This window comes from Pseudomonas sp. BRG-100 (assembly GCF_000737955.1).
Taxonomy (GTDB): Bacteria; Pseudomonadota; Gammaproteobacteria; order Pseudomonadales; family Pseudomonadaceae; genus Aquipseudomonas; species Aquipseudomonas synxantha_A.
This window is the reverse complement of record NZ_JPRX01000001.1, coordinates 114920-136965: the sequence shown is the minus strand read 5'-3', so window position 1 is coordinate 136965 and position 22046 is coordinate 114920. Positions and strand designations below refer to the sequence as shown.

The window sequence follows — 22046 nt, the reverse complement described above, 5'->3', positions numbered from 1 at the left end:
AAGTAAGCCATCTCTTGCCAGGGTACTCGGATGAATAGCGTGCAGCTTTTGCGCGGCCAGTTGCGGCCTGCGTTGATGGGATTATTGATGACGATGGCCTGTGTCACCAGCGTACGCGCCGATGAAGGGATCGCACTGACCAGCATTGAACAGGTGCCGGAAGGTGTGGAAGTGCCCGGCAAGCAAGTCGGTGCTTATACCTGGGATGACCTTCAGGGCAAGAACCTGCTGGTACTCGCCGAGCAGGTCAGCGAGCGGGAGGATGATGGCACCCAGTCGGCGTTTGTCTACGCAGCGCAGTACCTGCTCACGGGCGATCGCCCCAAGCGGGTCTGGATGCTGCACGACGACGTGCAACACTGCGAGTTCGACGCCAGCCTGCGCTTTGATCAGGCGGCCACCAAAGTCACCGACCTGCTGCGCGACGGCAATACCCAGGTCACGGTCGGTTATTCGCGCACCTGTACCAGTGATGTGAGCCCCAATGAGTTCAAGCTGATCATGCGGGTCGGCAAGTCCGGCAAGTATCGCCTGCGCGGCCTCGATCGCGTCGGCGCCAGTTGGTGGGACGAAGATGCCGGTGCCCTGCGCGGCATGCCCTTGCCCACTGACTGCAGCGTCGAGGCCCAACAGAAGTTGGTCAGCCAGTACAAGGAGCAGGGCACCGAACTGCCACTGCCAGGCTGCTATGGCGACGAGAAGGACTTTGCCAAGGCCCCGGCTGGCTACCTGACGTTTATGCGTGGGCATTGGTTTGCGCTGATGCAGCGACAGGACGCTGACTGGAGCCAGTCCCTGGCGCAACCGCAGGAACCGGCAGAGGAAGTCGAATCGGCGCCGTGATTTTGTGCCAGGGCCGCGCCTGGGTTAGACTCAGTCTTCGCCAACCCACTAAATACATCGATTAATCAACGAGTTGATTGATGTATTTAATCCAAAGGCTGATCCCTTGACCGAGACTATCCGCAACCCGCTGACCCTCTACCTCACTCGCCTGGCGCCCTCCAGCCAACTGACCATGCGCTACGTGCTGCAGGATGCCGCCGACCGCCTGGGTTTCGAAGACCTCAACCTCGAAGACATTGACTGGCATCTACTGCAACCCGAACACGTCGTCGCACTGGTGGCCGCATTGCGCGAGGACGGCTATGCGCCGAATACCTCATCGCTGTACGTGAATGCGGTACGAGGAGTGATGAATGAAGCGTGGCGCATGAGCTTGATCAGCCAGGATCACCTGTTGAAGATGCGCTCGGTCAAGGCTGCCGCCGGTACGCGCCTGGGGCAGGGCCGCAACCTGCGTCGTACACTGATCCGCGAGATGCTCGATGTATGCGCCGCCGATCCTCGGCCCCAGGGCCTGCGGGATGCCGCAGTGATCGGCCTGTTGTATGGCTCCGGGATGCGCAAGTCGGAGTCGGTCAATCTCGACCTCGCGCAGATCAATTTTGATCAGCGCAGCCTGCGGGTGATCGGCAAAGGTAATAAGGAACTGATCAAGTACGCGCCGGACTGGGCGTTCGCAAAACTGCGGGCGTGGCTTGAGTTTCGTCGTGAACAACTCAAGGAAGGTGAGCAGGACGACACCTTTCTGTTCAACCGTATCCGCCGGGGCAGCCACATCACGCGCGAACGCATTACCAAACATGCGATTTATTACATTGCTCGGCAGCGCGGTGATCAGGTGGGTGTGAAAATCATGCCCCATGATTTCCGCCGTTCGTTCATCACCCGAGTGATCGAAGAGCATGATTTGTCGATTGCCCAGAAATTGGCGCATCACACCAATATCCAGACCACCGCCAGCTACGACGTACGCGACGACAATGAGCGGCGCAGGGCAGTGGACCGCTTTGATCTGTGAGCTGGGCGGGGTAGGGCAAGCCTCAGGAGGAGGGCGGGACGCTTGAGGCCAGGTGCGCCGGCAACCGGCGCAAGGTCCACAACGTGGTGAGCATCGCGGCAAGCGCACATAGCGCAATGCCGATCAACATCGGTGCAGGAGTATGGTCGGCGAATACGCCCACCAGGGTCATCGAAACGGCCGCGGTAACCATCTGGATCGCGCCAAGCAAGGCAGACGCAGAGCCTGCCACCGCGCCATGATCTTCCAGCGACAGCACACCTGCCGCCGGCAGCAAAAGGCCGAGAAAACCGAACCCGATAAACAGCAGGCCCATCATCAAGGGCAGGCTATCACCCCAGAATGTGGTGGCTGCCAACAGGGCCATGATCGTGGCTACTGTGACCACCGACCAACGAATAAGCGGCGCCAGACCAAACCGTGCGCTCAGGCGTGCGGTCAGTTGGCTCATGGCAAAAAACGAGGCGGCGTTGAGGGCAAAACACAGGCTGAACTGCGTCGGTGTCAGGCCGAAATATTCGATGTATACGAAGGGCGCGCTGCCGATAAATACAAAGAAGGTCGCAAGGCCAAACCCGCACACCACCGATAACCCGGTGAATACCGGGTCGCGCAACAGCGCTCCATAACTGCCGAATGCATTGCCCAGGGTCTTGCCCAAACGGCGTTCGGCCGGGTGGGTTTCCGGTAGTTGCACGATGGTCATGACCAGGCACAGCACGGCGACCACCGCCAGCACAGCAAATACTTCGCGCCAACTCCAGATCGAAATCACCAGGCTGCCGGCCAGCGGCGCGAGGATTGGCGAAACACTCATCACCAGCATCAGCAAAGCCATCAGGCGCGCTGCCTCATGGCCGGTGTACAGGTCGCGCACGATCGCCCGCGGGATCACCATCCCCGCACAGGCACCGAACGCCTGTATGGCACGAAATCCGATCAATACTTCGATCGTCGGCGCCAATGCGCAGCCGATACTGCCAACGGTAAAGATCACCAAACCCGCATAAATCGGCAGTTTGCGCCCGAACACATCGCTGATCGGCCCGTAGAACAACTGGCACACACCAATGACCATGAAGAACACGGTGAGGCTCATCTGCACCGCCGCCGGTGAGGCCCCAAGGCTTGCGCCCAGGGTTGGCAGCGCGGGCAGGTAGATGTCGATGGCAAACGGGCCGACGGCGGTGATCAAGCCCAGCAGCAGGGCGAGATGGGCGATACTTCGAGACATTTGGCAGGTCCGGCTGGAGCAAAGGACGGTCAGCTTAAGTGAAACGCGCAGATCCGCAAACTTAGGCTTCACTAACAAGGAGTTGTTGCCGATACAGCTAACAGTGAGCACTTGAACGGTTGGATTCCCAACCGATGGTCCTGGCACGGGGATACCAGCATGACGATCAAATTACGCTTGATGCTGTTGATTGGGACCGGATTGCTCACCGCCTTGATCATGAGCCTGGCCAGCTATTTGGGAAATACCCGGATGGGCGATGCGGTACAGGACAATGACGTCAGCATGACCGTGCTGCGTAATCACATGGAAGCCGACATGATGCACGACGCCCTGCGTGCCGACGTGCTATCGGCCATGTTGGTGGGGCTAGGCAAAAGCACCAGCACACCAGCCCAGGTCAACAGCTCGCTCAAGGAACATGCCGAACACTTTCGCCAGGTGCTGGCGGACAACTTCAAGCAGCCGTTGGACGATGCAATCAAGGCGAGCCTGGAAAACATCAAGCCCAGCCTGGATACCTATATCAGCGCCGGTGAGCGTATCGTCGCGCTGGCCCTGGACAACCCCGAAGCCGCCCGTGGTGAGCTGGAGACCTTCAATGCCGCGTTCAGTCGGCTGGAAGATCAAATGGCGGCCTTGAGCGAACTGATCGAAAACAAGACTCAACTGACCAGTATCAGTACCCGACAAACCATCAGCCACGCCAATTGGACCCTGGCCGTGGTACTGATCGCCAGCCTGTTACTGTTGCTGGCACAAGGGCGCTGGGTGATCCTGAGCATCATGGGGCCACTGCGTACCGCCAGCCGCATTGCCGACAGCATTGCCCATGGCAACCTGAGCGAACCGATTATCGAGCCCAGAAATCACGATGAAGCCAGTGCGCTGATTCGCAGCCTGGCCACCATGCAGCGGGATTTGCGCGGCATGATTGAAGTGGTTCGCAGCAACGCCCACGGCGTCAATGGCATGAGCGAACAACTGAGCCAGGGTTGCCATGAAGTCGCAGGCAGCAGTCAACAGCAAAGCGCCGCCGCCAGCACCATGGCCGCCGCCGCTAGCGAAATGACTGCCAGCATCGAGGAAATCACTCGCCACGCCCAACGCGCCCTCGACATGGCCAACCAGGCAGAAACCCTGGCCAAGGACGGCGGCCGCGTCATTCACCAGGTTGTCAGCGACATGGATGGCATTGCCCGTTCAGCGCAGCAATCGGCCCAAGTGATCCGCACACTGGACAAGGAGTCCGAGGCGATCTACAGCATTATTCAAGTGATCAAAGGCATCGCCGACCAGACCAACCTGCTGGCCCTCAACGCCGCCATCGAAGCCGCCCGTGCAGGTGAGCAGGGCCGCGGCTTTGCAGTCGTCGCCGATGAAGTACGCAGCCTGGCCGGACGCACCAGCGCATCCACGCAGGAGATCGCCAGTATGGTCGGGCGCATCCAGCTGAACACCCGGGAAGCGGTGACCAGCATGGAGGAGGGCGTTGCTCAAGTGGACAAGGGCATGGCCGTTACCGCCGAAGTGGAACGCGCCATTCGCGAGATCCTTCAGGCCACGCTCAGCACCACCGAATTGGTCAACGATATTTCCCGCACCATCAGCGAGCAAAGCCTGGCCAGCAATGAAATTGCTCACCAGGTGGAGATGATTGCAGGTATGTCGCAAAACAACAGCCGCGTGATTGGAGACACGGCGTCAACGACGGATGAATTGTCGAGTTTGGCGGGGAAGCTGTCGCAGTCGGTGGATCGGTTCAGGTTGTGAACCGACCTATCTATATATAACTCAACTAAATAGTCATTTAGTTTAGTTATAGTCAGTGGTTATATAATAAGGGCAGAGCTAGCTCATCCTTCACGCTAGTGTGGGTACGTGCACGGTACTTTACATTTGAGCATCATAAAGGGACGGTCTATATGCGGGGAAGGCTTACGTCAGGTCTATGGGTGGCATGTTTCGTGATCAGTGCCACGGCGCTGGCGGATGAACTGCCGCGTAGCGAGCAGATAAAAGCTTTCCGCGCTGCTGGATTTAACCAAGAGACGTCGGAGTGCGAAATCGAGACAACAGGTAGCTACACGCCGGCAACCATGGAGCTGATCAAGGACCTGAACGGCGACGGTCGGCCGGATGCGTTGATTACCGAAGGCAGCACTGACTGTTATGGGCAAGCGGGTACTGGATTTTATCTAGTCAGCCAGCAGACTGACGGTCACTGGAAACTCATGCTCAAAGAAAGCGGCGTCGCTGAGTTTCTCCCTGGCAAAGGCAGTAATGGTTGGCCTGATGTCGAGGTCGGCGGCCCGGGCTCTTGTTTCCCAGTACTGCGTTATGACGGGCAACGTTATCGATTTCACCACAGCGTTGGTGAACCGTGTGCTGACTCGCCGTAAATGCCCGGTGGCCCAAGGGGCAAACGCAGGCAGGTCAGCGAGGGCAACGATGGCTGCTTATGAATCTGGCGCGCGGTGGTCTAGGTCGCTTAGTGAAATGCGCCGAACAGAGCCCCTGAAGGATGGCTGAGTGGTTCGCATAATGTATATTATGTTAAATTTGATATTGTGAAGGAACACTGTCACTGACGACTATCCTGTCCTTCTTCTCGGTTACCTTGAATCGCCCCGGATTCTCTAGACACCTTGCAAGCTCATTGCGTAACGCTTTTCAAACCCTACCGGCGACAGCTGATTGTTGAAACCATGGCGGCGTTTTACGTTGTAGAACATCTCGCTGCCTTGGTCGGAATGAACCATCACCTCTTGCTTCGGCTTACGCCTCCAAACCGCCATCAACAACGCATCAATGGCCAAATCACTGGTCATCTGCGACTTCATTGACCAGCCAACGACCTGCCGAGAAAACAGATCCAGTACCACCGCCAAATACAACCAGCCTTCATACGTACGAATGTACGTGATGTCGGTTACCCAAACCTTGTTGGGTTCCACAACATCGAAGTGGCGCTTCAGCAAATTGGGTGAGACGACCGCTGGCTTACCGCCGTACTTTCCAGGGCGGCGTCGATAATCTGTCTGAGAACGCAGACCTTCGAGACGCATTAGCCTCGCCACACGATGACGACCACAATCCTCACCGACCTCGCGCAGATCGTCGTGGATTTTGCGATAGCCATAAACGCCGCCGCTCTCCAGCCAGGAATGCTTGATCAAACCCAGCAGTCGCTGGTCGCCTTTGGCGCGTACAGATTGCGGCTCAGACAGCCAGGCGTAATAACCGCTGGGATGGACTTTCAGCGTCAGGCAAAGCCGTCGAATCGAATAGTCGCCTGCGCGCTGCTTGATAAAGGCGTACTTCAGCCGCACTCCTTGGCTATGCGGTTAAAGACAGGGTTCCACTTCGTGGTCTAACCCCTGCCCATTCACGCCTTAATCGATTTAGGTATCGCGATACGGCTACTGGTCTTAATTTCGCGTAAAGCCAGACTGGACTGGATGGACGCAATACCCACCTGATGCCTGAGCACCTGCTCGATAAAATCACTGTAGCTATCAAGGTCCTCTGCTAACACTTGCAGCACGTAATCGGCATCCCCGGTGATCTTGTGACAGGACAACACTTCAGGCAGTTGAGCGATCACCGCCTCAAAATCATCGGGAGCGTGGTCGGCGTGGGTGGAAAAACGGATGTGCACGAACGCCATGATATCCAGCCCCAGCATTCGTCGATCAAGGTTCGCCTGATAGCCTTTAATCACGCCCGCCTCCTCCATTCTCTTACGCCGCCTCCAACAAGGTGTCAGACTTAACGACAAGCGCTCACTGAGCTCAGAGTTGGAAATACTCGCATCCTCCTGCAGCAACGCGAGAATCGCCAGGTCGGTGTCGTCGAGACTGATGCGTTTGGATGTTTTTTTCTGCATTACGTCATTCCTGAGTAAAAACGCCCGAATAATCCAGTAAACCACGAAAACAAAGCAAAGAAAGCGCATCAGAGCCGGAACAGAATATTTGCACTGGCTCACATCAACGGATGCGCACAATGTTTACAGTTTTCAGTGATTCCCACCGTTTGCACCACGGCACCGAATTGAAAGACGGCGTGCTCAAGCCGTCCTTCGAACAGCCCAGTCGGGCCGATACCGTCCACAATCGGGTCAAACAGGTAGGTCTTGGCCAGATCATCGAACCGCGGGCATTTGATCGGTCGTGCTATGTCAACGCGCACAGCGAGCGCTACGTAACTTTTCTGGAATCTGCCTGGTCTGAATGGTGTGCAACCGGGCGCACCCACGACGCCTTGCCGCTGGTATGGCCAGTGCGTGATCTGGCCAACGAGCAAGTTCCGAGTTTCATCGACGGCAAGCTGGGTTTCTACGCCATGGACGCCGGCTCCCCCATTACCGCCACCACCTGGCAAGCGGTAAAAACCAGTGCCGATATCGCGCTGACCGGACTGGCGCTGATCGATGAAGGTCACGACAGCGCCTTTGCCCTATGCCGCCCGCCCGGCCATCACGCAGCACGTGAATACATGGGCGGCTATTGCTATCTGAACAACGCAGCCATTGCCGCACAGCAGGCTATTACCCGAGGCGCCAAGCGTGTCGCGGTATTGGATGTCGACTTTCATCATGGCAACGGTACCCAGAATATTTTCTACGGACGCAGTGACGTCATGTTTGTCTCGCTGCACGGCGAACCGGCGGTGTCCTATCCGTACTACTCAGGCTACAGCCACGAAGTCGGCGCTGGTCACGGCGAAGGTTACAACCTGAACTATCCGCTGCCGAAGAACACCTCTTGGGAAAGCTACCGCAACGCCTTGCTCCACGCCTGCAAGAAACTTCAGCAATTTGCCCCTGACGTGCTGGTTATTTCACTGGGCGTCGACACCTTCAAGGACGACCCCATCAGCCACTTTTTGCTTGAAAGCGAAGACTTCATCGGCATCGGCGAGCTGATAGCCGGCGTGGGCTGCCCTGCCCTGTTTGTGATGGAAGGCGGGTACATGGTTGATGAAATCGGGATCAATGCCGTCAATGTGCTGCATGGTTACGAGAGCAAACGCGCCTGAATCGCAGCCTTTCGACTGTTGAATCGGAGAACAAAAACATGACTTTTTTATTGGCCGTGCACCTTGTTAGCGGAGGAAAAGCCTGCCATCCGCAAACCACCACCGTCAGTAGCCGTTACATCTCAATCAAGGTCATGTGACACCCACTTTTCTACCAAAACTCAAAAACATAAAATCAAGAGGTTTTGTAATGAAATCGACTCCGTCCGAGCGGGTTGAACAGCCCGCGCTGCAGCGCACACTCAGCAATCGTCACATTCAGTTAATGGCCATGGGAGGTGCTATCGGGACAGGCCTGTTCATGGGTTCCGGGAAGATCATCGCCCTCTCCGGCACGTCGATCATCCTCATCTATATGATCATCGGACTGTTCGTCTACTTCGTCATGCGTGCCATGGGCGAAATGTTACTTTCCAACTTGAACTTCAAAACCTTCGCTGATTTTGCCGGTGCCTATCTTGGCCCACGCGCAGCATTCTTTCTCGGCTGGTCATATTGGCTAAGCTGGAGCGTTGCAGTGATAGGTGATGCAGTCGTGGTGGGTGGTTTTTTTCAGTATTGGTTCCCTGATGTACCCGCATGGATACCGGCCATTGGCATGCTGATAACACTGTTCGCCTTGAACGTGCTGACTGTCAGGCTCTTCGGTGAAGTGGAGTTCTGGTTCGCGATCATCAAAATCATTGCCGTCGTTGCCCTGATTGGCGTGAGCATGGTGATGATTGCCAGCTCCTTTGTCTCACCCAGTGGCGTCACTGCGTCCCTGAACCACTTGCTGGATAAACAGGGCGCATTCCCCAACGGCTTGTTCGGCTTCTTTGCCGGGTTTCAGATGGCGATTTTCTCATTTGCGGGCACCGAGCTGATCGGCACCGCAGCCGCCGAAACGCGCTCCCCCGAAAAGACCCTGCCTAAAGCCATCAACTCGATTCCGCTCAGAATCATCTTGTTTTATGTGCTGGCACTGGCCTGCATTATTGCAGTGACTTCCTGGCAACAGGTTTCGCCCAACAAGAGCCCCTTCGTCGAGCTGTTTCTGGTTGCGGGGTTCCCCGCAGCAGCCGGTATCGTCAACTTTGTGGTGCTGACATCCGCCGCCTCATCGGCCAACAGTGGCGTATTTTCATCCAGTCGGATGCTGTTCGGGCTGGCCAATCAGGACAACGCTCCGGGGATTTTCCGGCGTCTGTCGAGCAACAGCGTGCCTCTGCTGAGTTTGGCGTTCACCACCTTGTTGATGCTGCTGGGCGTGTTGTTGCTGTTCATCGTTCCAGAAGTCATGACCGCGTTCACCATCGTCTCTACCGTGTCAGCAATTCTGGTGATTTTCACTTGGTCGACGATCCTCGCGTCGTACATTGCCTATCGCAACACTCGCCCTGACCTGCATGCAAAATCGACCTACAAGATGCCTGGCGGCGCGCCGATGGCCTGGTTCTCTTTGGCGTTTCTGGGCTTTGTTCTTTGTCTGCTGGCATTGAGACCAGACACCCGAATTGCGTTGATGGTCATGCCGGGATGGTTCCTATGGTTGGCAATTGCTTACCAGCTGACCTGTTCCAGAAAACCCAAGCCCGCTGACAGTTCGGCAAATCAATACAAACGCGAAGGATTGGTTTAAGGGCTATGGCTTACCTCTCTCGTACCTCCTGGCGTGGAACTCTAGGGGGTACGAGGGAAACCTTATTGAAGCTACTGATGTGTCGCAGCCGTTCTGTTTTTAGCCTAGCGCCCTTCATGTTGAATTCGATCAAAGGACTTTATATATCTGCGAAACCACCCGCCTCATCGCCTCCTCAATCGTCCCTTCATTGCGACACATCACCCACCCCTCCCCCACAGCCGCCCGTTCAAACGCCTCGGTACACACAACCTGCTCCTCCAGCCTATGCATCACCGTACTGCTCAGCCCGCGTCGCCTTGCCGCTGCCCTCGCCCAGGATATTTGCGCAGTGGTGACAACCCCCACATGTAGATCCGGCACTTGCACCTGTCGATCAAGGTTCAGCGCAAGGATATCTTTAAACGGTATCAATCGACGAAACGCCGCATCGGAGGGGTACCAACGGTCCATCAGGATGATGCTGTCAGGTGGCTGGGCAGCCAGTACGTGCCGGGTAATCCAGCGACGGCTGTCGGCAAAGCGTTCACACACCTCAAGTTCCAGATCCCGGCTGGGATCTCTGGCGAATGTGTTAACCAGAGCCATCGTTTGCGCTCGATAGGGATCGCTCTTGCGCTCGCACAGGCGGACAACCTTTTTGTTGTCGGCCCTCAATGCTGTCGTAACGGCCTCCAGCTGCGTGGTTTTGCCGGTGCCCTTGGGCCCATCCAACGAAATAAACAGCGCACGATTCATACGAGCGCTGCGTTATCGTTGAGGTTGTGCAGTTCCATGGGGCCTCTGGTCTGAGCGTTTGGGCGAATTGGCCTCCATTATGGGGAACCCTATTGCCCAATGCGAGGCTGGGCCCTTCCCGCGTCGACCGTAGAGGATCGGTCAGCCATTCAGCATTCCGGGACTTCGGCCTCGTACGTCACCGCCCAGGGCGCGATCAAGCGCTGCGGGGTCTGGCAGGTTTTGCGTTTAAACACGAAGTTGCGGCACTTTTCGGCAAACTGTTGGCGGTTTTGCACCATATCCAACTGCATCTGTACCAGCTCATGTTCGCGGCAACGTTCAACCCGCTGAATATCCAGCGTGGCTTTACGGGTGCGTGCGTACAGATACTTCTCATCGGTCAGCGCGCTTTGGGCCTGTTGAGAGAGCCACAGATCAAAGGCGTGTGGGCAGCGTGGGCCGATGTCCTGAACCATGCCGTGCTGCAAGGCCTGGACGGCACTGACGGGCAGGCATTCTTCGGTGAGCTTGTGCGCGATCTCACTGCCGACGGCCCGTGGCAGGCTGTAGGTCCAGTACTCGGAGCCATAGAGCCCCATGGTTTTGTAATGCGGGTTGAGCACTACACCCTCACGGGCCAATACAATGTCAGCGGCCAGCGCGAGCATCACGCCGCCTGCGCCCGCACTGCCGGTCAGGCCGCTGATCACCAGTTGCCTGGCGGTTAGCAGCTCCCGGCACACATCGTCGATGGCTTGAATATTGGCCCAGGCTTCCAGCCCCGGCACTTTGGCGGCCTGGATGACATTGAGGTGTACACCATTGGAAAAGCTCCCGCGCCCGCCCTTGATCAACAACACTTGGGTGTCTCGCGCCTTGGCCCAGTGCAATGCTGCCACCAGTCGTTGGCATTGTTCGGTGCTCATGGCGCCGTTGTAGAACTCGAATGTCAGTTCGCCGACGTGACCGGCCTCCCGGTAGCGAATCGGTTGATAGGCCAGCGCATTGAAGCTTTGTTGCGCGATCGAGCTGTTCAACACCGGAATGTCAGCCAGTTGTTCAGCCAAGACATGGCGAGCCGGCAGCTTGAAGGTCTCCTCCCCTGGCTGGGCCTTGCGTTTGAGCGAGCCGATCCACAGGCTGTGATCCCCTGCTGCCACCAACACGGCGTCGTCCTGTACCGCGAGGATGTCTCCCGGGGTGCCCTGGCGTGAGTCCAAGTGCGCGTCGTACAGGTAATATTGCCCGCCCAGCAGGCTTGCCAACACCCCGGGTTGACCGTCGGCGGCGTCGATGCTGCGCTTGATGAAGCTTGCGCAATCGAACCAACTGAAGGTGCGGTCAGCCTGGGTCATGTTCGGCTGCAACCGCCCGATAACGCTAGGTTGCGTGTAGTCGAGGGGCTCCGGGACGAAGCCATTTGCGAATTTTTCCACCACGTCGCGGATGCAGACGATCGCCGCGTCACTCACCGGGCCGTTGTACAGCTCGGATTTGCGTACATCGGCGGGCATGTCGAATTCACAGGTCGACCAGATCGGCCCGGCGTCCATTTCCTCCACGGCCTGCAGGGCCGTGACGCCCCAGCGCCGGACCTGCTGGGTGATGGCCCAGTCCAGTGCGCTGGCGCCACGGTCACCGACGATGCCGGGATGGATGATCACCACCGGGCGCTGCGGGTGGCTCCATAGCTGCTGTGGTACACGGTCCTTCAGGAATGGGCAGATCACCAGGTCGGCGCCTGACGCCTCGACGTGGCGACACACCGTAGTTTCATCGGTGAATACCACAACGCTGGGGTCGTGACCCGCCTGGCGCAAATCCAGCCAGGCCCGCTGGGTCAAACCGTTGAATGCCGAGGATAACAACAGGATCTTCAATGATCGCATGGCTGACTCTTCCTTGAGATTGGGCGACCAGAGGTGCTCCTTGAGCCGTCCCTGGCCTTTGATGGAAGCCCAAGGTTATAGAGCGTGGCAGCAGCGTTACCTGACCAGGATCAAGCTTGTGCCAGCAAATGACGATAGTTACGAGTTGACAGCGCCCTGCAAACTTCAACAACCTGCCAACTTTCCTGCCCTGCCCCGAGGCTGCCCTTGGACTATTTCAGTGCCCTCACCGCCTTCGTCGAAGCTGCCGAAGGCAATAACTTCTCCCGCGCAGCCGAGCGTTTGGGGATCAAGGCGTCCACGGTTTCACGCTATATAAAGGATCTTGAGCAAGACCTGGGTATCGCGTTGTTCAACCGCTCCACGCGCACCTTGCACCTGACCGAAGGCGGCCAGACCTTCCTGATGCACGCCCGCAGGGTGCTGGATGAACTGGAACACGCCAAGGCGGCGACGTCTGCGTTGAACCAGCAGCCCAGGGGCTTGTTGAAGCTCAACCTGCCGCCGGCATTCGCCCGCCATCACATCCTTCCAGCCTTGAAGGACTTTTGCGCGCGCTACCCGCAAATCAGTGTGGAATTGGTATTGGATAATGCTCAGGTCAACCTGATTCATGCCGGCGTCGATCTAGCCATACGCATTGGCGCGCTGGCCGATTCGACGCTCAAGGCCCGCAAACTCTGCGATGGCCATTACCGTGTGGTGGTCAGCCCGGCTTTTGCCAGGCAGCACCCTGCACCCTCAACCCCTGCCGACCTCGCCGGTTTGCCCGCGGTGTTGGGTACGCTGCCTACGGGCGCTATCAGCTTTGACTGCGGCGACCAGGTATCACCGCTGCTGCACAACGGCTGCATTCGGATAAATGATCTCGACGCACAACTGATCGCCGCACGCCAGGGGCTGGGCTTTGCCCTTTTGCCGGATTGGTTGGTCGCCCAGAGCATCCAGGCCGGCGAGTTGCTCGTGTGGCTGCCGCAATGGCGAATACGCGATGTCGAGCGCGACTTCGCCGTGTGGTTTGTCTACCCGCCCAAGCGCATCGTGTCGTCCAAGGTCAGGTGCTTTATCGACTTTATCGTTGAGCGACTGGGCGAAACGCCTGAGTGGACATGACTCAACTGAAACGAATATCCAGGGAGCGCAGATAGGTTTGCAGCCCTGCGTCCTGAATCGGAATCAGGAACGCCTCGGTATCCGATTCATTGAAGTGCGCGTGCCAGTACCCCGGCGGCGTGACAAATGCCAGGCCAGGCGACCAGTCCACCCGCTGCGGATTGCGAATCTGCCCGTCCGCGTCCAACTCGGTGCCCACCAGCGAGTAACAGCCCGGCGGGCAATCAATGATGAAATCCAGCGCAATCGACTGATGCCGGTGAGGTTTCTGTACCGAGCCTGCCGGCAGGATCCCATACATGGCCCACAGCACATGGGTCACGGTGCGCGTCTGGGGGAAATTGCGGTTGCCCAGCAAAATGCTGATGCGGCTGCGGTCTTGCGCACGAGGATCGTCGGCCGCTTCACGCAGCTTGGCGTTAGCCAGTTCTGCGGGGTACAACGTCGGTGCGAAGCGGTCTGCGCTGCGTGCCACCCCCAAGTAACGCAATAACGGTTCATCGTGCACGTAGTAAAGACGGGCATCCTGGCGGGCGCTGAAGTGTGCTGCCTGCAAGCCAGGCAAGGCCATAAAACAACCTTTTGACCATTGAATCTCATGTTCGCCCTGAACCACGCTGCCCTCGCCGGCGATCACGTAGAACACCTGGGACGTCGCATTGGGTTGCACGGTCAGCGTGTCGCCACGGTTAAGGCGCATGAAATTCGCGCACAGCCCGGGGCCTGTCGCAGGGCCTTCGCAGCCCAAAGCGTCGCTGAGGTCCAGCGGTACCACGCGTGAAGGGCCACTGTCGTATAACGAGGCGGGAAAGCTGTGGTAGGGAATGCGCGCAATAAGGTTGGCACTGATGGGGTTGGCCGCTTTGCTGTACTCGAAGTACTCGGCGTCCATTTGGTTTATATCCGTCGGCACAGGGTTGAATTCGTTCATCAGGCTCATCTCAGTTTTTGGCTGGAGCCCGCAGCGCTTTTAAACGCTGCGGTGTGTGAATGAACTATAGGCAGTGCGCGCTGGCGGATTAATCCCTGGTACTGCACAGCAGTTATGCGAAACGGGGAGGTGTTTGGCGCCCCGTCGGCACCGCTATCAAACCTTGAACCGTGGTATCGCCAACCCCAGACTTTCGCGCAAAGTCGAGCCTTCATACTCTGTGCGGTAAACCCCGCGTTCCTGCAACAACGGAATCACCTCCCGGGTGAATCGATCGAACTGCCCGGGGTGGCCGATGTAGATATTGAACCCGTCCACAGCCCGCGCCTGGAGCCAGGCGGCCATTTTCTGCGCCACCGTATCGGCGCTACCCACGAAGGCGCCAGGACGCAGTTGCCGACCAAACTCAATGGCCTGGCGCAAGGTGAAACCCTTCTCCCGCGCCTGATCGGCGATGCGTTTGGCATTGGTGAAAAAACTGCTGCGCGCCGCTTCCAGGCTCTCTTGCGGGAATGGCGCATCCAGGTCGTACTGGCTGAAATCATGCCAGCCGAAATTACGCCCGAACTCCTTGAGCGCCAGTTCAAAACTATGGTCGAGTTGATGGTAGTGCTGCTCGATTTCCCGGGCCTGTGCATCAGTGTCACCCACATAGACTTCCGCACCGGGCATGATCAATAACTGCTCCGGATCGCGCCCTCTTTGTGCCGCCCTGCCCTTGATATCCCGGTAAAACGCCTGGCCCTGCTCGATGCTGGCCGCATGGGTGAAGATCACGTCCGCCGTGGCTGCGCCCAGATCGCGGCCTGGCTCGGAATCTCCGGCCTGAAAGATCACCGGTTGGCCCTGGGGTGAGCGTTGGATATTCAGCGGGCCGACCACGCGAAAATGTTCGCCCTGGTGGTTCAGGCTGTGCAGCTTGCTGGGGTCGAGAAACTGGCCGGTAGCGCGGTCGCGCACAAACGCATCGTCTTCGTAAGAGTTCCACAACCCCTGCACCACCTGGACGTGTTCGGCGGCGCGGCCATAGCGGGTGGCGTAGTCATAATGTTCATCGCGGCTGTAATTGCCTGCGGTGCCAGCATCACCGCTGGTGACCACGTTCCAGCCGGCGCGGCCTTTGCTGATCAAATCCAGGGACGCCAGGCGCCGCGCCACGTTATACGGCGAGTTGTAGGAGGTGGTCAGCGTGCCAACCAGGCCGATATGCCGGGTACTCACCGCCAGCGCCGATAACAGTGTCAGCGGCTCCAGGCGGTTGAGGTAATGGGACGGCGAGCCGGGGGTGATAAATTGGCTGTCGACGATAAACATCAAGTCGAACAGCGCCGCCTCGGCCTGGCGCGCAATCTCGATGTACCAGTCGACGTTGACGCTGGCATCGGCCGGCAGTTGCGGGTCGAGCCACAGGTTATGCCGGCCCGGGCCACCACTGCCCATGGTCAGGGCGCCCAGTTTGAGCTGTCTTTTAGTCATGACGAGACCTCTTCAGGGCTGGCGGCTGGCGACGGCGGGCTGCAAGGACGCCGCGAAGGAAAGGTCAAACAGTTGGGCGGCCGGGTAAGCCTTGATCAGGCCCTGGCTGGCGAAAAAGTCCACGGTCTTTTGCGCTTCCACAGGCACCTGGGCGGTCAGTGGCTCGACGGTGGTGCGCGCCCGAGCAAACCACACACGGGCGATGTCGGCGTCGGCACGGGTGCGCTTGGCCCAGGCATCGGCATAGGCATCGGCGTTGGCCGGGTTTTGGCGAGCCCAGTCACGGGCTTTTTTCAGCCGCTGGAGAAAGTCGCTGATAGGCTCACGCTTGGCCTCTACCGCATTGGCGTTGGCGGCAATGAAGCTCTGGGCCGGGATCAGCCCCTCGGCGGTCGCCAGCACTCGCGCACCCTGGCGTTCCTGTTGCGTGACATACGGCTCCCAGGTGGCGATGACGTCAACCGCGCCGCCCTCCAGCGCATGGGACGCATCCAGCGCGCTGAGGTAGCGCAACTCCAGAGAGTCCCGTGCAACCCCGGCTTTATCCAATGCAGTCAGCAGCAGTTGCTGGCTCCAGGAGCCCTTCCAGATGGCCGCGCGCTTGCCCGCAAGATCGGCCAGGCTGTGGATCGACGAATCCTTTCTCACCAGGATCGCCACGCCCGCAAGATTCTGGCGGCTGACGGCAATCACCTTGATCGGTGCGCCCAATGCGCCCAGGAACAATACCGGCGCATCGCCCAGCAGGCCGATATCCAGGCTGCCGACGTTGAGCGCTTCGGCCACCGGTGACCCGGCGGTGAATTGCTTCCACTCCAGGGTATAGGGCAGATCATCCAGCACCCCCGCCGCTTCCATCACCGCTTGGGCGTTATAGCTCTGGTCACCCACGACCAGGGTTTGTGCCTGTGCCGTCAGGCTTAGCAAGGTGGCGGCCAACCCGGCCGCCAGTGTTGTCAGGTAACGCACGCTCGTCTCCAGATGCCGTGTTGGGCAGTCAAGTCGATCCGCGCGTGCGGTCTCGGCAATGTTCGTAAGGATCAATACGATGCGGTTCTAAGAGGCGCGTGTAAAATACCTATAACGCATAACGTAATGCGTAAATAATGCGCGCACCGCATCAGGCTATCGAGGCAGCTCGACCCGCGCCACCAAGCCTGAGCCACGTAGACGGTTGCTTAGCGTCAGTTCGCCGCCCTGCTCGCGCACAATGGCGCGCGCTGCTGAAAGCCCGAGACCCACGCCACCGGTATTTCGATTGCGCGAGGTTTCGAGGCGAAAGAATGGATCGAATACGCGCTCAAGGTCAGCCTCGGGAATCCCCCGCCCCTGGTCATGAACCTCAATGCAGATGCGCTGACCGTCCGCACTCAGAGAGATGCCAGGGTGACACGCATATTTGGCGGTGTTCTCCAGCAGGTTGACGATCACCCGCTTAAGCCCCAATGGGCGTCCGTGATAGACCAGGTGGGCCGGCCCAATGAAATCCACCGCAAGATGCTGGTCGCGATAGTCATCGATGATGGTTTGCAGCAGCTCCGACAGATCGAATGCGGTGCGTTGCTCCAGCACCGTATCGTCGCGAAAGAACGCCAGCGCAGCGTTGATCATCGACTGCATTTCCTCGACATCGCGAATCAGTTTGTGCTGATGGTCCAGATCCTCCATGAACTCGCAACGCAGGCGAATCCGCGTCAAAGGCGCGCGCAAGTCGTGGGAAATCGCCGCGAGCATATGGGTGCGTTCGCCAATGAAATGCTGGATCTGCGCCTGCATGGTGTTGAAGGCGATGATGGCCTGGCGTATTTCGTGGGGGCCTTCGCTGTCGATGGGCGGAGCGCGCAAATCACCACCAAAACGCCTGGCGGCACTGGCGAAACGCTGCAACGGTTGGGCCAATTGCCGGGTCGCGAGCCAGGCCACCAACAAGGTCGCGATCAACCCCAGGGTGATGATCACCGCGATGCGCGTGGGCGCGCTCAGCCCCCACGTGCGTTCAGGCGGGACGAATGACAGCCAGCTGCCATCGAGCAACTGCACGAGCGCAACATAGTGCGCTTCGGGGCTGCCACGCGGCCAATCGTTGGGGCTGAACACCTTAATTTGTCGCCCAGTGCCAAACAGTGCTTGTATCCCCGGGACTTCGCCCGTTTGAAGCGCCGTGTTGCCGTCGGGAAGGCCGAAATCCGCAGGGTCGTTATGCCAGGCCACATGCAGGCGGGCATCGCTGGCCGCTGCCGCCAGTTGCGAACGCAGCGTTGCAGGCGCGGCTTCGATGACTTTGGTGGTGGCGGCCATCTGCTCCAGCAACCCCGTGCGCTCGATCGGCGGGCGCGCCCAGACCCCGGCAACCTGGACGAACAAGGCATTAAGCGCCAGCGAAGCGAGCATCGCGGCGAGAATGGTCAGGGCGATGCGCCGGTTCAGGGTGTCGCGACGCACCAGGTCGCGGATCATGACCGGGTGACCGGGGCGGTGAACAGATAGCCGCCATTGCGTACCGTGCGGATCAGGTCCGGGCGTTTGCAATCGGGCTCGATCTTGCGCCGCAGTCGGCTGACCTGCACGTCGATGCTGCGGTCGAAGGCGTCGTGGTCCCGGCCGTGGGTCAGGTCGATCAATTGGTCGCGGGTGAGGATGCGCTGAGGATGCTCAAGAAACACCACCAGCAAGTCGAATTCGCCACCGGACAGCGGAATCATCACGCCCTCGGGAGAGCGCAGCTCGCGGCAGGTAATATCCAGATGCCAACCGGCGAACGCGATGATTGGCCGGGAATGCTCACTGCCAGCGCCGACGGGCTGCCCCGCCCGCCGTTGCACCGCACGCAGACGGGCCAGCAATTCGCGGGGGGCAAACGGTTTGGTCAGATAGTCGTCGGCGCCCAGCTCCAGGCCGACGATGCGATCACTGAGCTCGCCCATGGCCGTGAGCATGATGATTGGAATGCCCATCTGCGCCCGGACTTTCTGGCACAGGCTAAGGCCGCCTTCACCGGGCAGCATGAGGTCAAGGATAATGGTGTCTGGCCGCTGCCGGGCGATGGCTGCCCACATGGCTTCTCCGTCGGCAGCCACGTCGACTTCATAGGCGTGCTGCACGAAGAACTTCTTCAGCAATGCCCGAATTTCTCCGTCGTCGTCGACGATCAGCAGTCTGCTCACGTTCCCAGGTCCCCTGGCAAAAAAGGAAAACATCTAAAACCATTCCGGCGCCGGGGTCATTTATTTCAATCGAGCAACATTCCTTCGCCACGGACACAACCCGGACATCTTCGGGAAAAACCCGTCGGGCATCCTGCACGCCTTCCATTCAAGGAGACGTTCATGAAGGTTTCTAGCAGCAGGTATACCGAGCAGGCACAGGACACCGGGCGGCCATTGGTGCTGAGCCAGCGCACATCGTCCCCCGCACAGGACAGCCCCATGCTGTTCCAGGAATCCTGCCTGGGCCTGACGGCGGACCAGGACCGCATCGTATTGCGCCGCTACTTCGAACATTACAGCCCCGACGCCGGGCGCTGGGTCGAGTATGCCCACTCCATCCCCATCGCCGAGCTTGTCCATTGGATCATGACCCATGGGCAGTTGCACATCGAATGCTCTCAGGATAATCCGAACGACGCTCCTGGTTCATACAGCGCCGTCGCTCAATAGCACGGCCCCGCTCAAACGTCATAATCCCCTGCCCGTCTGCGTGGTAATCTCCCGGCACCACGAATAGACATTGATCGTCACTTGACGATGACCAAAGCCAGGAAAGAACATGCCCAAGATTTCTCACTCAGCGCTACGCCGTAACTTCCGTGACCTGCTGGCAACGCCCATCTGCGTTGAAACCGCCTCCGTATTCGACCCCATGTCTGCCCGCATCGCAGCCGACCTGGGTTTTGAAGTCGGAATCCTGGGCGGTTCAGTCGCCTCCCTGCAGGTGCTGGCGGCCCCCGATTTTGCGTTGATTACCCTGAGTGAGTTCGTTGAGCAAGCCACCCGCATTGGCCGCGTCGCCCAGTTACCCTTCATTGCCGACGCCGACCACGGCTACGGTAATGCGCTGAACGTGATGCGTACCGTCGAAGAACTGGAACGCGCCGGTGTCGCCGCGCTGACCATTGAAGACACCCTGCTGCCGGCGCAATTCGGGCGCAAGTCCACCGATTTGATCTCGGTAGAAGAAGGCATCGGCAAGGTCAAGGCAGCCATTGAGGCGCGCGTCGACCCCGCATTGTCGATCATTGCCCGCACCAACGCCGGCGTGTTGCCCACCGCCGATGTTATCGCCCGCACCAAAGCCTACGAAAAGGCCGGCGCCGATGGTATCTGCATGGTTGGCGTCAAAGACTTCGAGCACCTGGAGCAAATCGCCGAGAACCTCAGCGTGCCGTTGATGCTGGTGACCTACGGCAACCCGCAACTGCATGACAGCGAGCGCCTGGCCAGCCTGGGCGTGCGCATCGTCGTAGCCGGGCATGGCGCCTACTTCGCCGCGATCAAGGCCACCTACGACAGCCTGCGTGCGCAACGCCAGCTTACCCATAGCACGTCCAATCTCAGCGCCACGGAGCTGACCCACACCTACACGTTGCCGGAGAGCTATGTGGCGTGGGCTGAAGAGTTCATGGACGTTAAAGAGTAATTGCCGTGCCGGTGCTGATGCGTCTTGTCAGCACCGGACTCATCCAGCCGCCAGGCTCACCGCGGTAAAAACTGTGATGGCGCAAAACGGTTGTTTTACCTCATCACAATGAATCCCAGGTACTCGCTGATGTTCTGCATTTCGAAGTATTTTTGCTGAGCATTGAGTACAGGGGCAGGACCATGCAGAAACAGCCTTACGTGCTGACCTTTGGCCAATTGATTGGCTACTGGATCACTGCTCTTCATTTTTACCCTGATCGGCACGGGTTTGTTTTGTGTATCGAACTTGAGCCAGGTTACGACTAAAACTACGTTATCCAGCAGTGACACCGTCGCCTGAGCATGGGTGATGAGTCGATCACATCCCAGGGACGCAATGTTCTTTTGAGCGGCAGTAAGCTGCGCAAACGCATCGAAATAGGTCAGTTGCTGGCCCGCGATAGATAGCGATGTTCGCTGACGGACGTTTACGGTCATAGCAGACCATGCTTCTACAACTTCAGCCAACGTGCCTGGGTGTATAACCGCAGACGTCGACGCTTGGAGCGACGAGGCCAGAGCTTGCATCTCGGTAACCGTTGGTTTGGCGTTTTTGCGCCGCGTGGAGAGTTTGCCCAAGTGGCTTGGGATAAGCGGCGGCGCGATATAGGCCGGTCGCGGGGCTGACACTCCTGGAAACGCAGACGCATGAGACGGGGCTTTTTCGTTCACACAGCGCGGTTTGTGAGAGTTCAGCGCCCTGAAATAGAAGTTGCCCAGAATTGAAATGGCCGCAACGACCTCCTCAAGGCAACAAGGGCAAAAATAAAACAGGTCCTTGGGGGCCGCGTGCGCAAAACTGGCCGACACGTTAGCGTCCATGTCCCAGCACGCTGCCGTCGTCATTAACTTAACTACCATTCCAATATCCCTATCGTTCGTTCACTGACATGCTGGCGCAAGCTTACCTGTTAGAGGGGGCAGCAACTACAGACGCAGGCGCCGTGACCTTCGAGCGGGCAGTGTTTAAACTGTTCGCCAACCTTCGATCCGCACTGCACATGAGACCTACATGGCCAACCACGATCTTTCTTTCACTCCCGACCCAGATGCCGACTCCATCTCCTCCGATGTCATCGGCTTCAACGGCATTCTGGTCTCGACCCAAATCCCGACCCACGCCGACGGCAGCCTGGAGCTGGGCGACATCACCCTGCAAAGCGAATGCACCCTGCAAGCGCTCAAAGTCGCGCTGGAAAAAGCCGGCAGTTCCATGGATCGGGTGATGCACCTGACCATCTACCTCACCGATATGGCCGACCGCGCTGCGTTCAATGAAGTCTACAAGCGCTTTTTCGCCAAGCCATGGCCGGTGCGGGCTGCGGTGGGCGTGGCTGCGTTGGCGGTGGACGGGATGCGTGTTGAAGTAACGGCAATGGCTGCCAAAGCCTGATATCTCAGAGCGCTATGAACAATGTGGGAGGGGGCTTGCTCCCGATAGCGGTGGGTCAGAACAGTTTTAATTACTGACACACCCTC

Annotated in this window: 20 protein-coding genes and 2 pseudogenes; 11 read left to right on the top strand and 11 right to left on the bottom strand. The window is 58.6% G+C overall.

Annotated elements, in window-relative coordinates:
* The first annotated feature begins 30 nt into the window (after nt 1-30).
* Together JH25_RS26200 and JH25_RS26205 are read left to right on the top strand one after the other, a co-directional pair.
* Nucleotides 31-843: a M949_RS01915 family surface polysaccharide biosynthesis protein gene (locus JH25_RS26200; protein ID WP_032875317.1), complete on the top strand. Its 813-nt coding sequence runs from the start codon at nt 31-33 to the stop codon at nt 841-843.
* A 106-nt stretch (nt 844-949) separates the two neighbouring features.
* Complete coding sequence (locus JH25_RS26205; RefSeq protein ID WP_032875314.1) at nt 950-1864, top strand: site-specific integrase; 915 nt, start codon at nt 950-952, stop codon at nt 1862-1864.
* A 22-nt stretch (nt 1865-1886) separates the two neighbouring features.
* Here JH25_RS26205 and JH25_RS26210 read toward each other — a convergent pair whose 3' ends face one another.
* A complete protein-coding gene (locus JH25_RS26210) occupies nt 1887-3098 on the bottom strand; it encodes a multidrug effflux MFS transporter (RefSeq protein WP_032875311.1) in 1212 nt (403 codons plus the stop codon).
* A 159-nt stretch (nt 3099-3257) separates the two neighbouring features.
* On the opposite strand from JH25_RS26210, the pseudogene JH25_RS29300 reads away from it, so the two are divergent.
* The 3 genes and pseudogenes from JH25_RS29300 to JH25_RS26220 all read left to right on the top strand — a co-directional run.
* Nucleotides 3258-4013, top strand: a pseudogene (locus tag JH25_RS29300) (HAMP domain-containing protein); the annotation flags it as partial.
* Nucleotides 4008-4871, top strand: a complete 864-nt coding sequence (locus JH25_RS29295) for a methyl-accepting chemotaxis protein (RefSeq protein WP_410457907.1) — start codon at nt 4008-4010, stop codon at nt 4869-4871. The pseudogene JH25_RS29300 and the gene JH25_RS29295, both read left to right, overlap by 6 nt.
* A gap of 194 nt (nt 4872-5065) precedes the next feature.
* The gene (locus tag JH25_RS26220; protein WP_050549419.1) at nt 5066-5500 is read left to right on the top strand and encodes a hypothetical protein; all 435 of its coding nucleotides are present in this window, start codon (nt 5066-5068) and stop codon (nt 5498-5500) included.
* A 237-nt stretch (nt 5501-5737) separates the two neighbouring features.
* Here JH25_RS26220 and JH25_RS26225 read toward each other — a convergent pair.
* Both JH25_RS26225 and JH25_RS26230 read right to left on the bottom strand, forming a co-directional pair.
* Nucleotides 5738-6436 (bottom strand): annotated as a pseudogene (locus JH25_RS26225) (IS3 family transposase); the annotation flags it as partial.
* Between the two features lie 50 nt (nt 6437-6486).
* Nucleotides 6487-6987, bottom strand: a complete 501-nt coding sequence (locus JH25_RS26230) for an Lrp/AsnC family transcriptional regulator (protein ID WP_032875302.1) — start codon at nt 6985-6987, stop codon at nt 6487-6489.
* A gap of 119 nt (nt 6988-7106) precedes the next feature.
* Here JH25_RS26230 and JH25_RS26235 point away from each other — a divergent pair, with 119 nt between their 5' ends.
* Together JH25_RS26235 and JH25_RS26240 are read left to right on the top strand one after the other, a co-directional pair.
* Nucleotides 7107-8141 carry a histone deacetylase family protein gene (locus JH25_RS26235; protein ID WP_032875300.1) on the top strand — a complete coding sequence of 345 codons (1035 nt, stop codon included), beginning with the start codon at nt 7107-7109 and terminating at the stop codon, nt 8139-8141.
* 190 nt (nt 8142-8331) lie between these two features.
* On the top strand, nt 8332-9762 hold the full coding sequence (locus JH25_RS26240; RefSeq protein ID WP_032875297.1) for an amino acid permease: 1431 nt from the start codon (nt 8332-8334) through the stop codon (nt 9760-9762).
* 129 nt (nt 9763-9891) lie between these two features.
* Here JH25_RS26240 and JH25_RS26245 read toward each other — a convergent pair whose 3' ends face one another.
* Both JH25_RS26245 and JH25_RS26250 read right to left on the bottom strand, forming a co-directional pair.
* A complete protein-coding gene (locus tag JH25_RS26245) occupies nt 9892-10500 on the bottom strand; it encodes a dTMP kinase (protein WP_032875295.1) in 609 nt (202 codons plus the stop codon).
* A gap of 149 nt (nt 10501-10649) precedes the next feature.
* On the bottom strand, nt 10650-12371 hold the full coding sequence (locus JH25_RS26250) for a hydrogenase maturation protein (RefSeq protein ID WP_032875293.1): 1722 nt from the start codon (nt 12369-12371) through the stop codon (nt 10650-10652).
* A 207-nt stretch (nt 12372-12578) separates the two neighbouring features.
* Between JH25_RS26250 and JH25_RS26255 the strand changes: the two genes are divergently transcribed.
* Nucleotides 12579-13484: a LysR family transcriptional regulator gene (locus tag JH25_RS26255; RefSeq protein WP_032875292.1), complete on the top strand. Its 906-nt coding sequence runs from the start codon at nt 12579-12581 to the stop codon at nt 13482-13484.
* Between the two features lies 1 nt (nt 13485).
* On the opposite strand, the gene JH25_RS26260 is transcribed toward JH25_RS26255, so the two are convergent.
* The 5 genes from JH25_RS26260 to JH25_RS26280 form a co-directional block, all read right to left on the bottom strand.
* Entirely contained in the window at nt 13486-14415 is a 930-nt protein-coding gene (locus tag JH25_RS26260) for a cupin (RefSeq protein ID WP_032875291.1), read from the bottom strand.
* 156 nt (nt 14416-14571) lie between these two features.
* Nucleotides 14572-15891, bottom strand: a complete 1320-nt coding sequence (locus tag JH25_RS26265) for an LLM class flavin-dependent oxidoreductase (RefSeq protein ID WP_032875290.1) — start codon at nt 15889-15891, stop codon at nt 14572-14574.
* Nucleotides 15892-15903: 12 nt separating this feature from the next.
* A complete protein-coding gene (locus JH25_RS26270; RefSeq protein WP_032875289.1) occupies nt 15904-16860 on the bottom strand; it encodes an ABC transporter substrate-binding protein in 957 nt (318 codons plus the stop codon).
* A 156-nt stretch (nt 16861-17016) separates the two neighbouring features.
* A complete protein-coding gene (locus JH25_RS26275; RefSeq protein WP_032875288.1) occupies nt 17017-18348 on the bottom strand; it encodes an ATP-binding protein in 1332 nt (443 codons plus the stop codon).
* Nucleotides 18345-19088 carry a response regulator gene (locus tag JH25_RS26280; protein ID WP_032875287.1) on the bottom strand — a complete coding sequence of 248 codons (744 nt, stop codon included), beginning with the start codon at nt 19086-19088 and terminating at the stop codon, nt 18345-18347. Before JH25_RS26280 ends, JH25_RS26275 begins: the two co-directional genes overlap by 4 nt.
* 129 nt (nt 19089-19217) lie before the next feature.
* On the opposite strand from JH25_RS26280, the gene JH25_RS26285 reads away from it, so the two are divergent.
* Both JH25_RS26285 and JH25_RS26290 read left to right on the top strand, forming a co-directional pair.
* Complete coding sequence (locus JH25_RS26285; protein ID WP_032875279.1) at nt 19218-19547, top strand: hypothetical protein; 330 nt, start codon at nt 19218-19220, stop codon at nt 19545-19547.
* 109 nt (nt 19548-19656) lie between these two features.
* The gene (locus JH25_RS26290) at nt 19657-20526 is read left to right on the top strand and encodes an isocitrate lyase/PEP mutase family protein (protein ID WP_005788420.1); all 870 of its coding nucleotides are present in this window, start codon (nt 19657-19659) and stop codon (nt 20524-20526) included.
* Nucleotides 20527-20621: 95 nt separating this feature from the next.
* Here JH25_RS26290 and JH25_RS26295 read toward each other — a convergent pair whose 3' ends face one another.
* Entirely contained in the window at nt 20622-21389 is a 768-nt protein-coding gene (locus tag JH25_RS26295) for a hypothetical protein (protein ID WP_164699479.1), read from the bottom strand.
* Between the two features lie 190 nt (nt 21390-21579).
* Between JH25_RS26295 and JH25_RS26300 the strand changes: the two genes are divergently transcribed.
* On the top strand, nt 21580-21960 hold the full coding sequence (locus JH25_RS26300) for a RidA family protein (RefSeq protein ID WP_032875277.1): 381 nt from the start codon (nt 21580-21582) through the stop codon (nt 21958-21960).
* The last annotated feature ends 86 nt before the right edge of the window (nt 21961-22046 follow it).

Bases quoted from the DNA above. Each gene is read 5' to 3' on its own strand.
- JH25_RS26290 (WP_005788420.1), top strand. From the start codon at position 19,657: ATGCCCAAGATTTCTCACTCAGCGCTACGCCGTAACTTCCGTGACCTG.
- JH25_RS26210 (WP_032875311.1), bottom strand. From the start codon at position 3,098: ATGTCTCGAAGTATCGCCCATCTCGCCCTGCTGCTGGGCTTGATCACC.
- JH25_RS26265 (WP_032875290.1), bottom strand. From the start codon at position 15,891: ATGACTAAAAGACAGCTCAAACTGGGCGCCCTGACCATGGGCAGTGGT.
- JH25_RS26280 (WP_032875287.1), bottom strand. From the start codon at position 19,088: ATGTTTTCCTTTTTTGCCAGGGGACCTGGGAACGTGAGCAGACTGCTG.
- JH25_RS26275 (WP_032875288.1), bottom strand. From the start codon at position 18,348: ATGATCCGCGACCTGGTGCGTCGCGACACCCTGAACCGGCGCATCGCC.
- JH25_RS26260 (WP_032875291.1), bottom strand. From the start codon at position 14,415: ATGAACGAATTCAACCCTGTGCCGACGGATATAAACCAAATGGACGCC.
- JH25_RS26300 (WP_032875277.1), top strand. From the start codon at position 21,580: ATGGCCAACCACGATCTTTCTTTCACTCCCGACCCAGATGCCGACTCC.
- JH25_RS26235 (WP_032875300.1), top strand. From the start codon at position 7,107: ATGTTTACAGTTTTCAGTGATTCCCACCGTTTGCACCACGGCACCGAA.
- JH25_RS26230 (WP_032875302.1), bottom strand. From the start codon at position 6,987: ATGCAGAAAAAAACATCCAAACGCATCAGTCTCGACGACACCGACCTG.
- JH25_RS26285 (WP_032875279.1), top strand. From the start codon at position 19,218: ATGAAGGTTTCTAGCAGCAGGTATACCGAGCAGGCACAGGACACCGGG.
- JH25_RS26200 (WP_032875317.1), top strand. From the start codon at position 31: ATGAATAGCGTGCAGCTTTTGCGCGGCCAGTTGCGGCCTGCGTTGATG.
- JH25_RS26240 (WP_032875297.1), top strand. From the start codon at position 8,332: ATGAAATCGACTCCGTCCGAGCGGGTTGAACAGCCCGCGCTGCAGCGC.
- JH25_RS26295 (WP_164699479.1), bottom strand. From the start codon at position 21,389: ATGGACGCTAACGTGTCGGCCAGTTTTGCGCACGCGGCCCCCAAGGAC.
- JH25_RS26245 (WP_032875295.1), bottom strand. From the start codon at position 10,500: ATGAATCGTGCGCTGTTTATTTCGTTGGATGGGCCCAAGGGCACCGGC.
- JH25_RS29295 (WP_410457907.1), top strand. From the start codon at position 4,008: ATGCAGCGGGATTTGCGCGGCATGATTGAAGTGGTTCGCAGCAACGCC.
- JH25_RS26250 (WP_032875293.1), bottom strand. From the start codon at position 12,371: ATGCGATCATTGAAGATCCTGTTGTTATCCTCGGCATTCAACGGTTTG.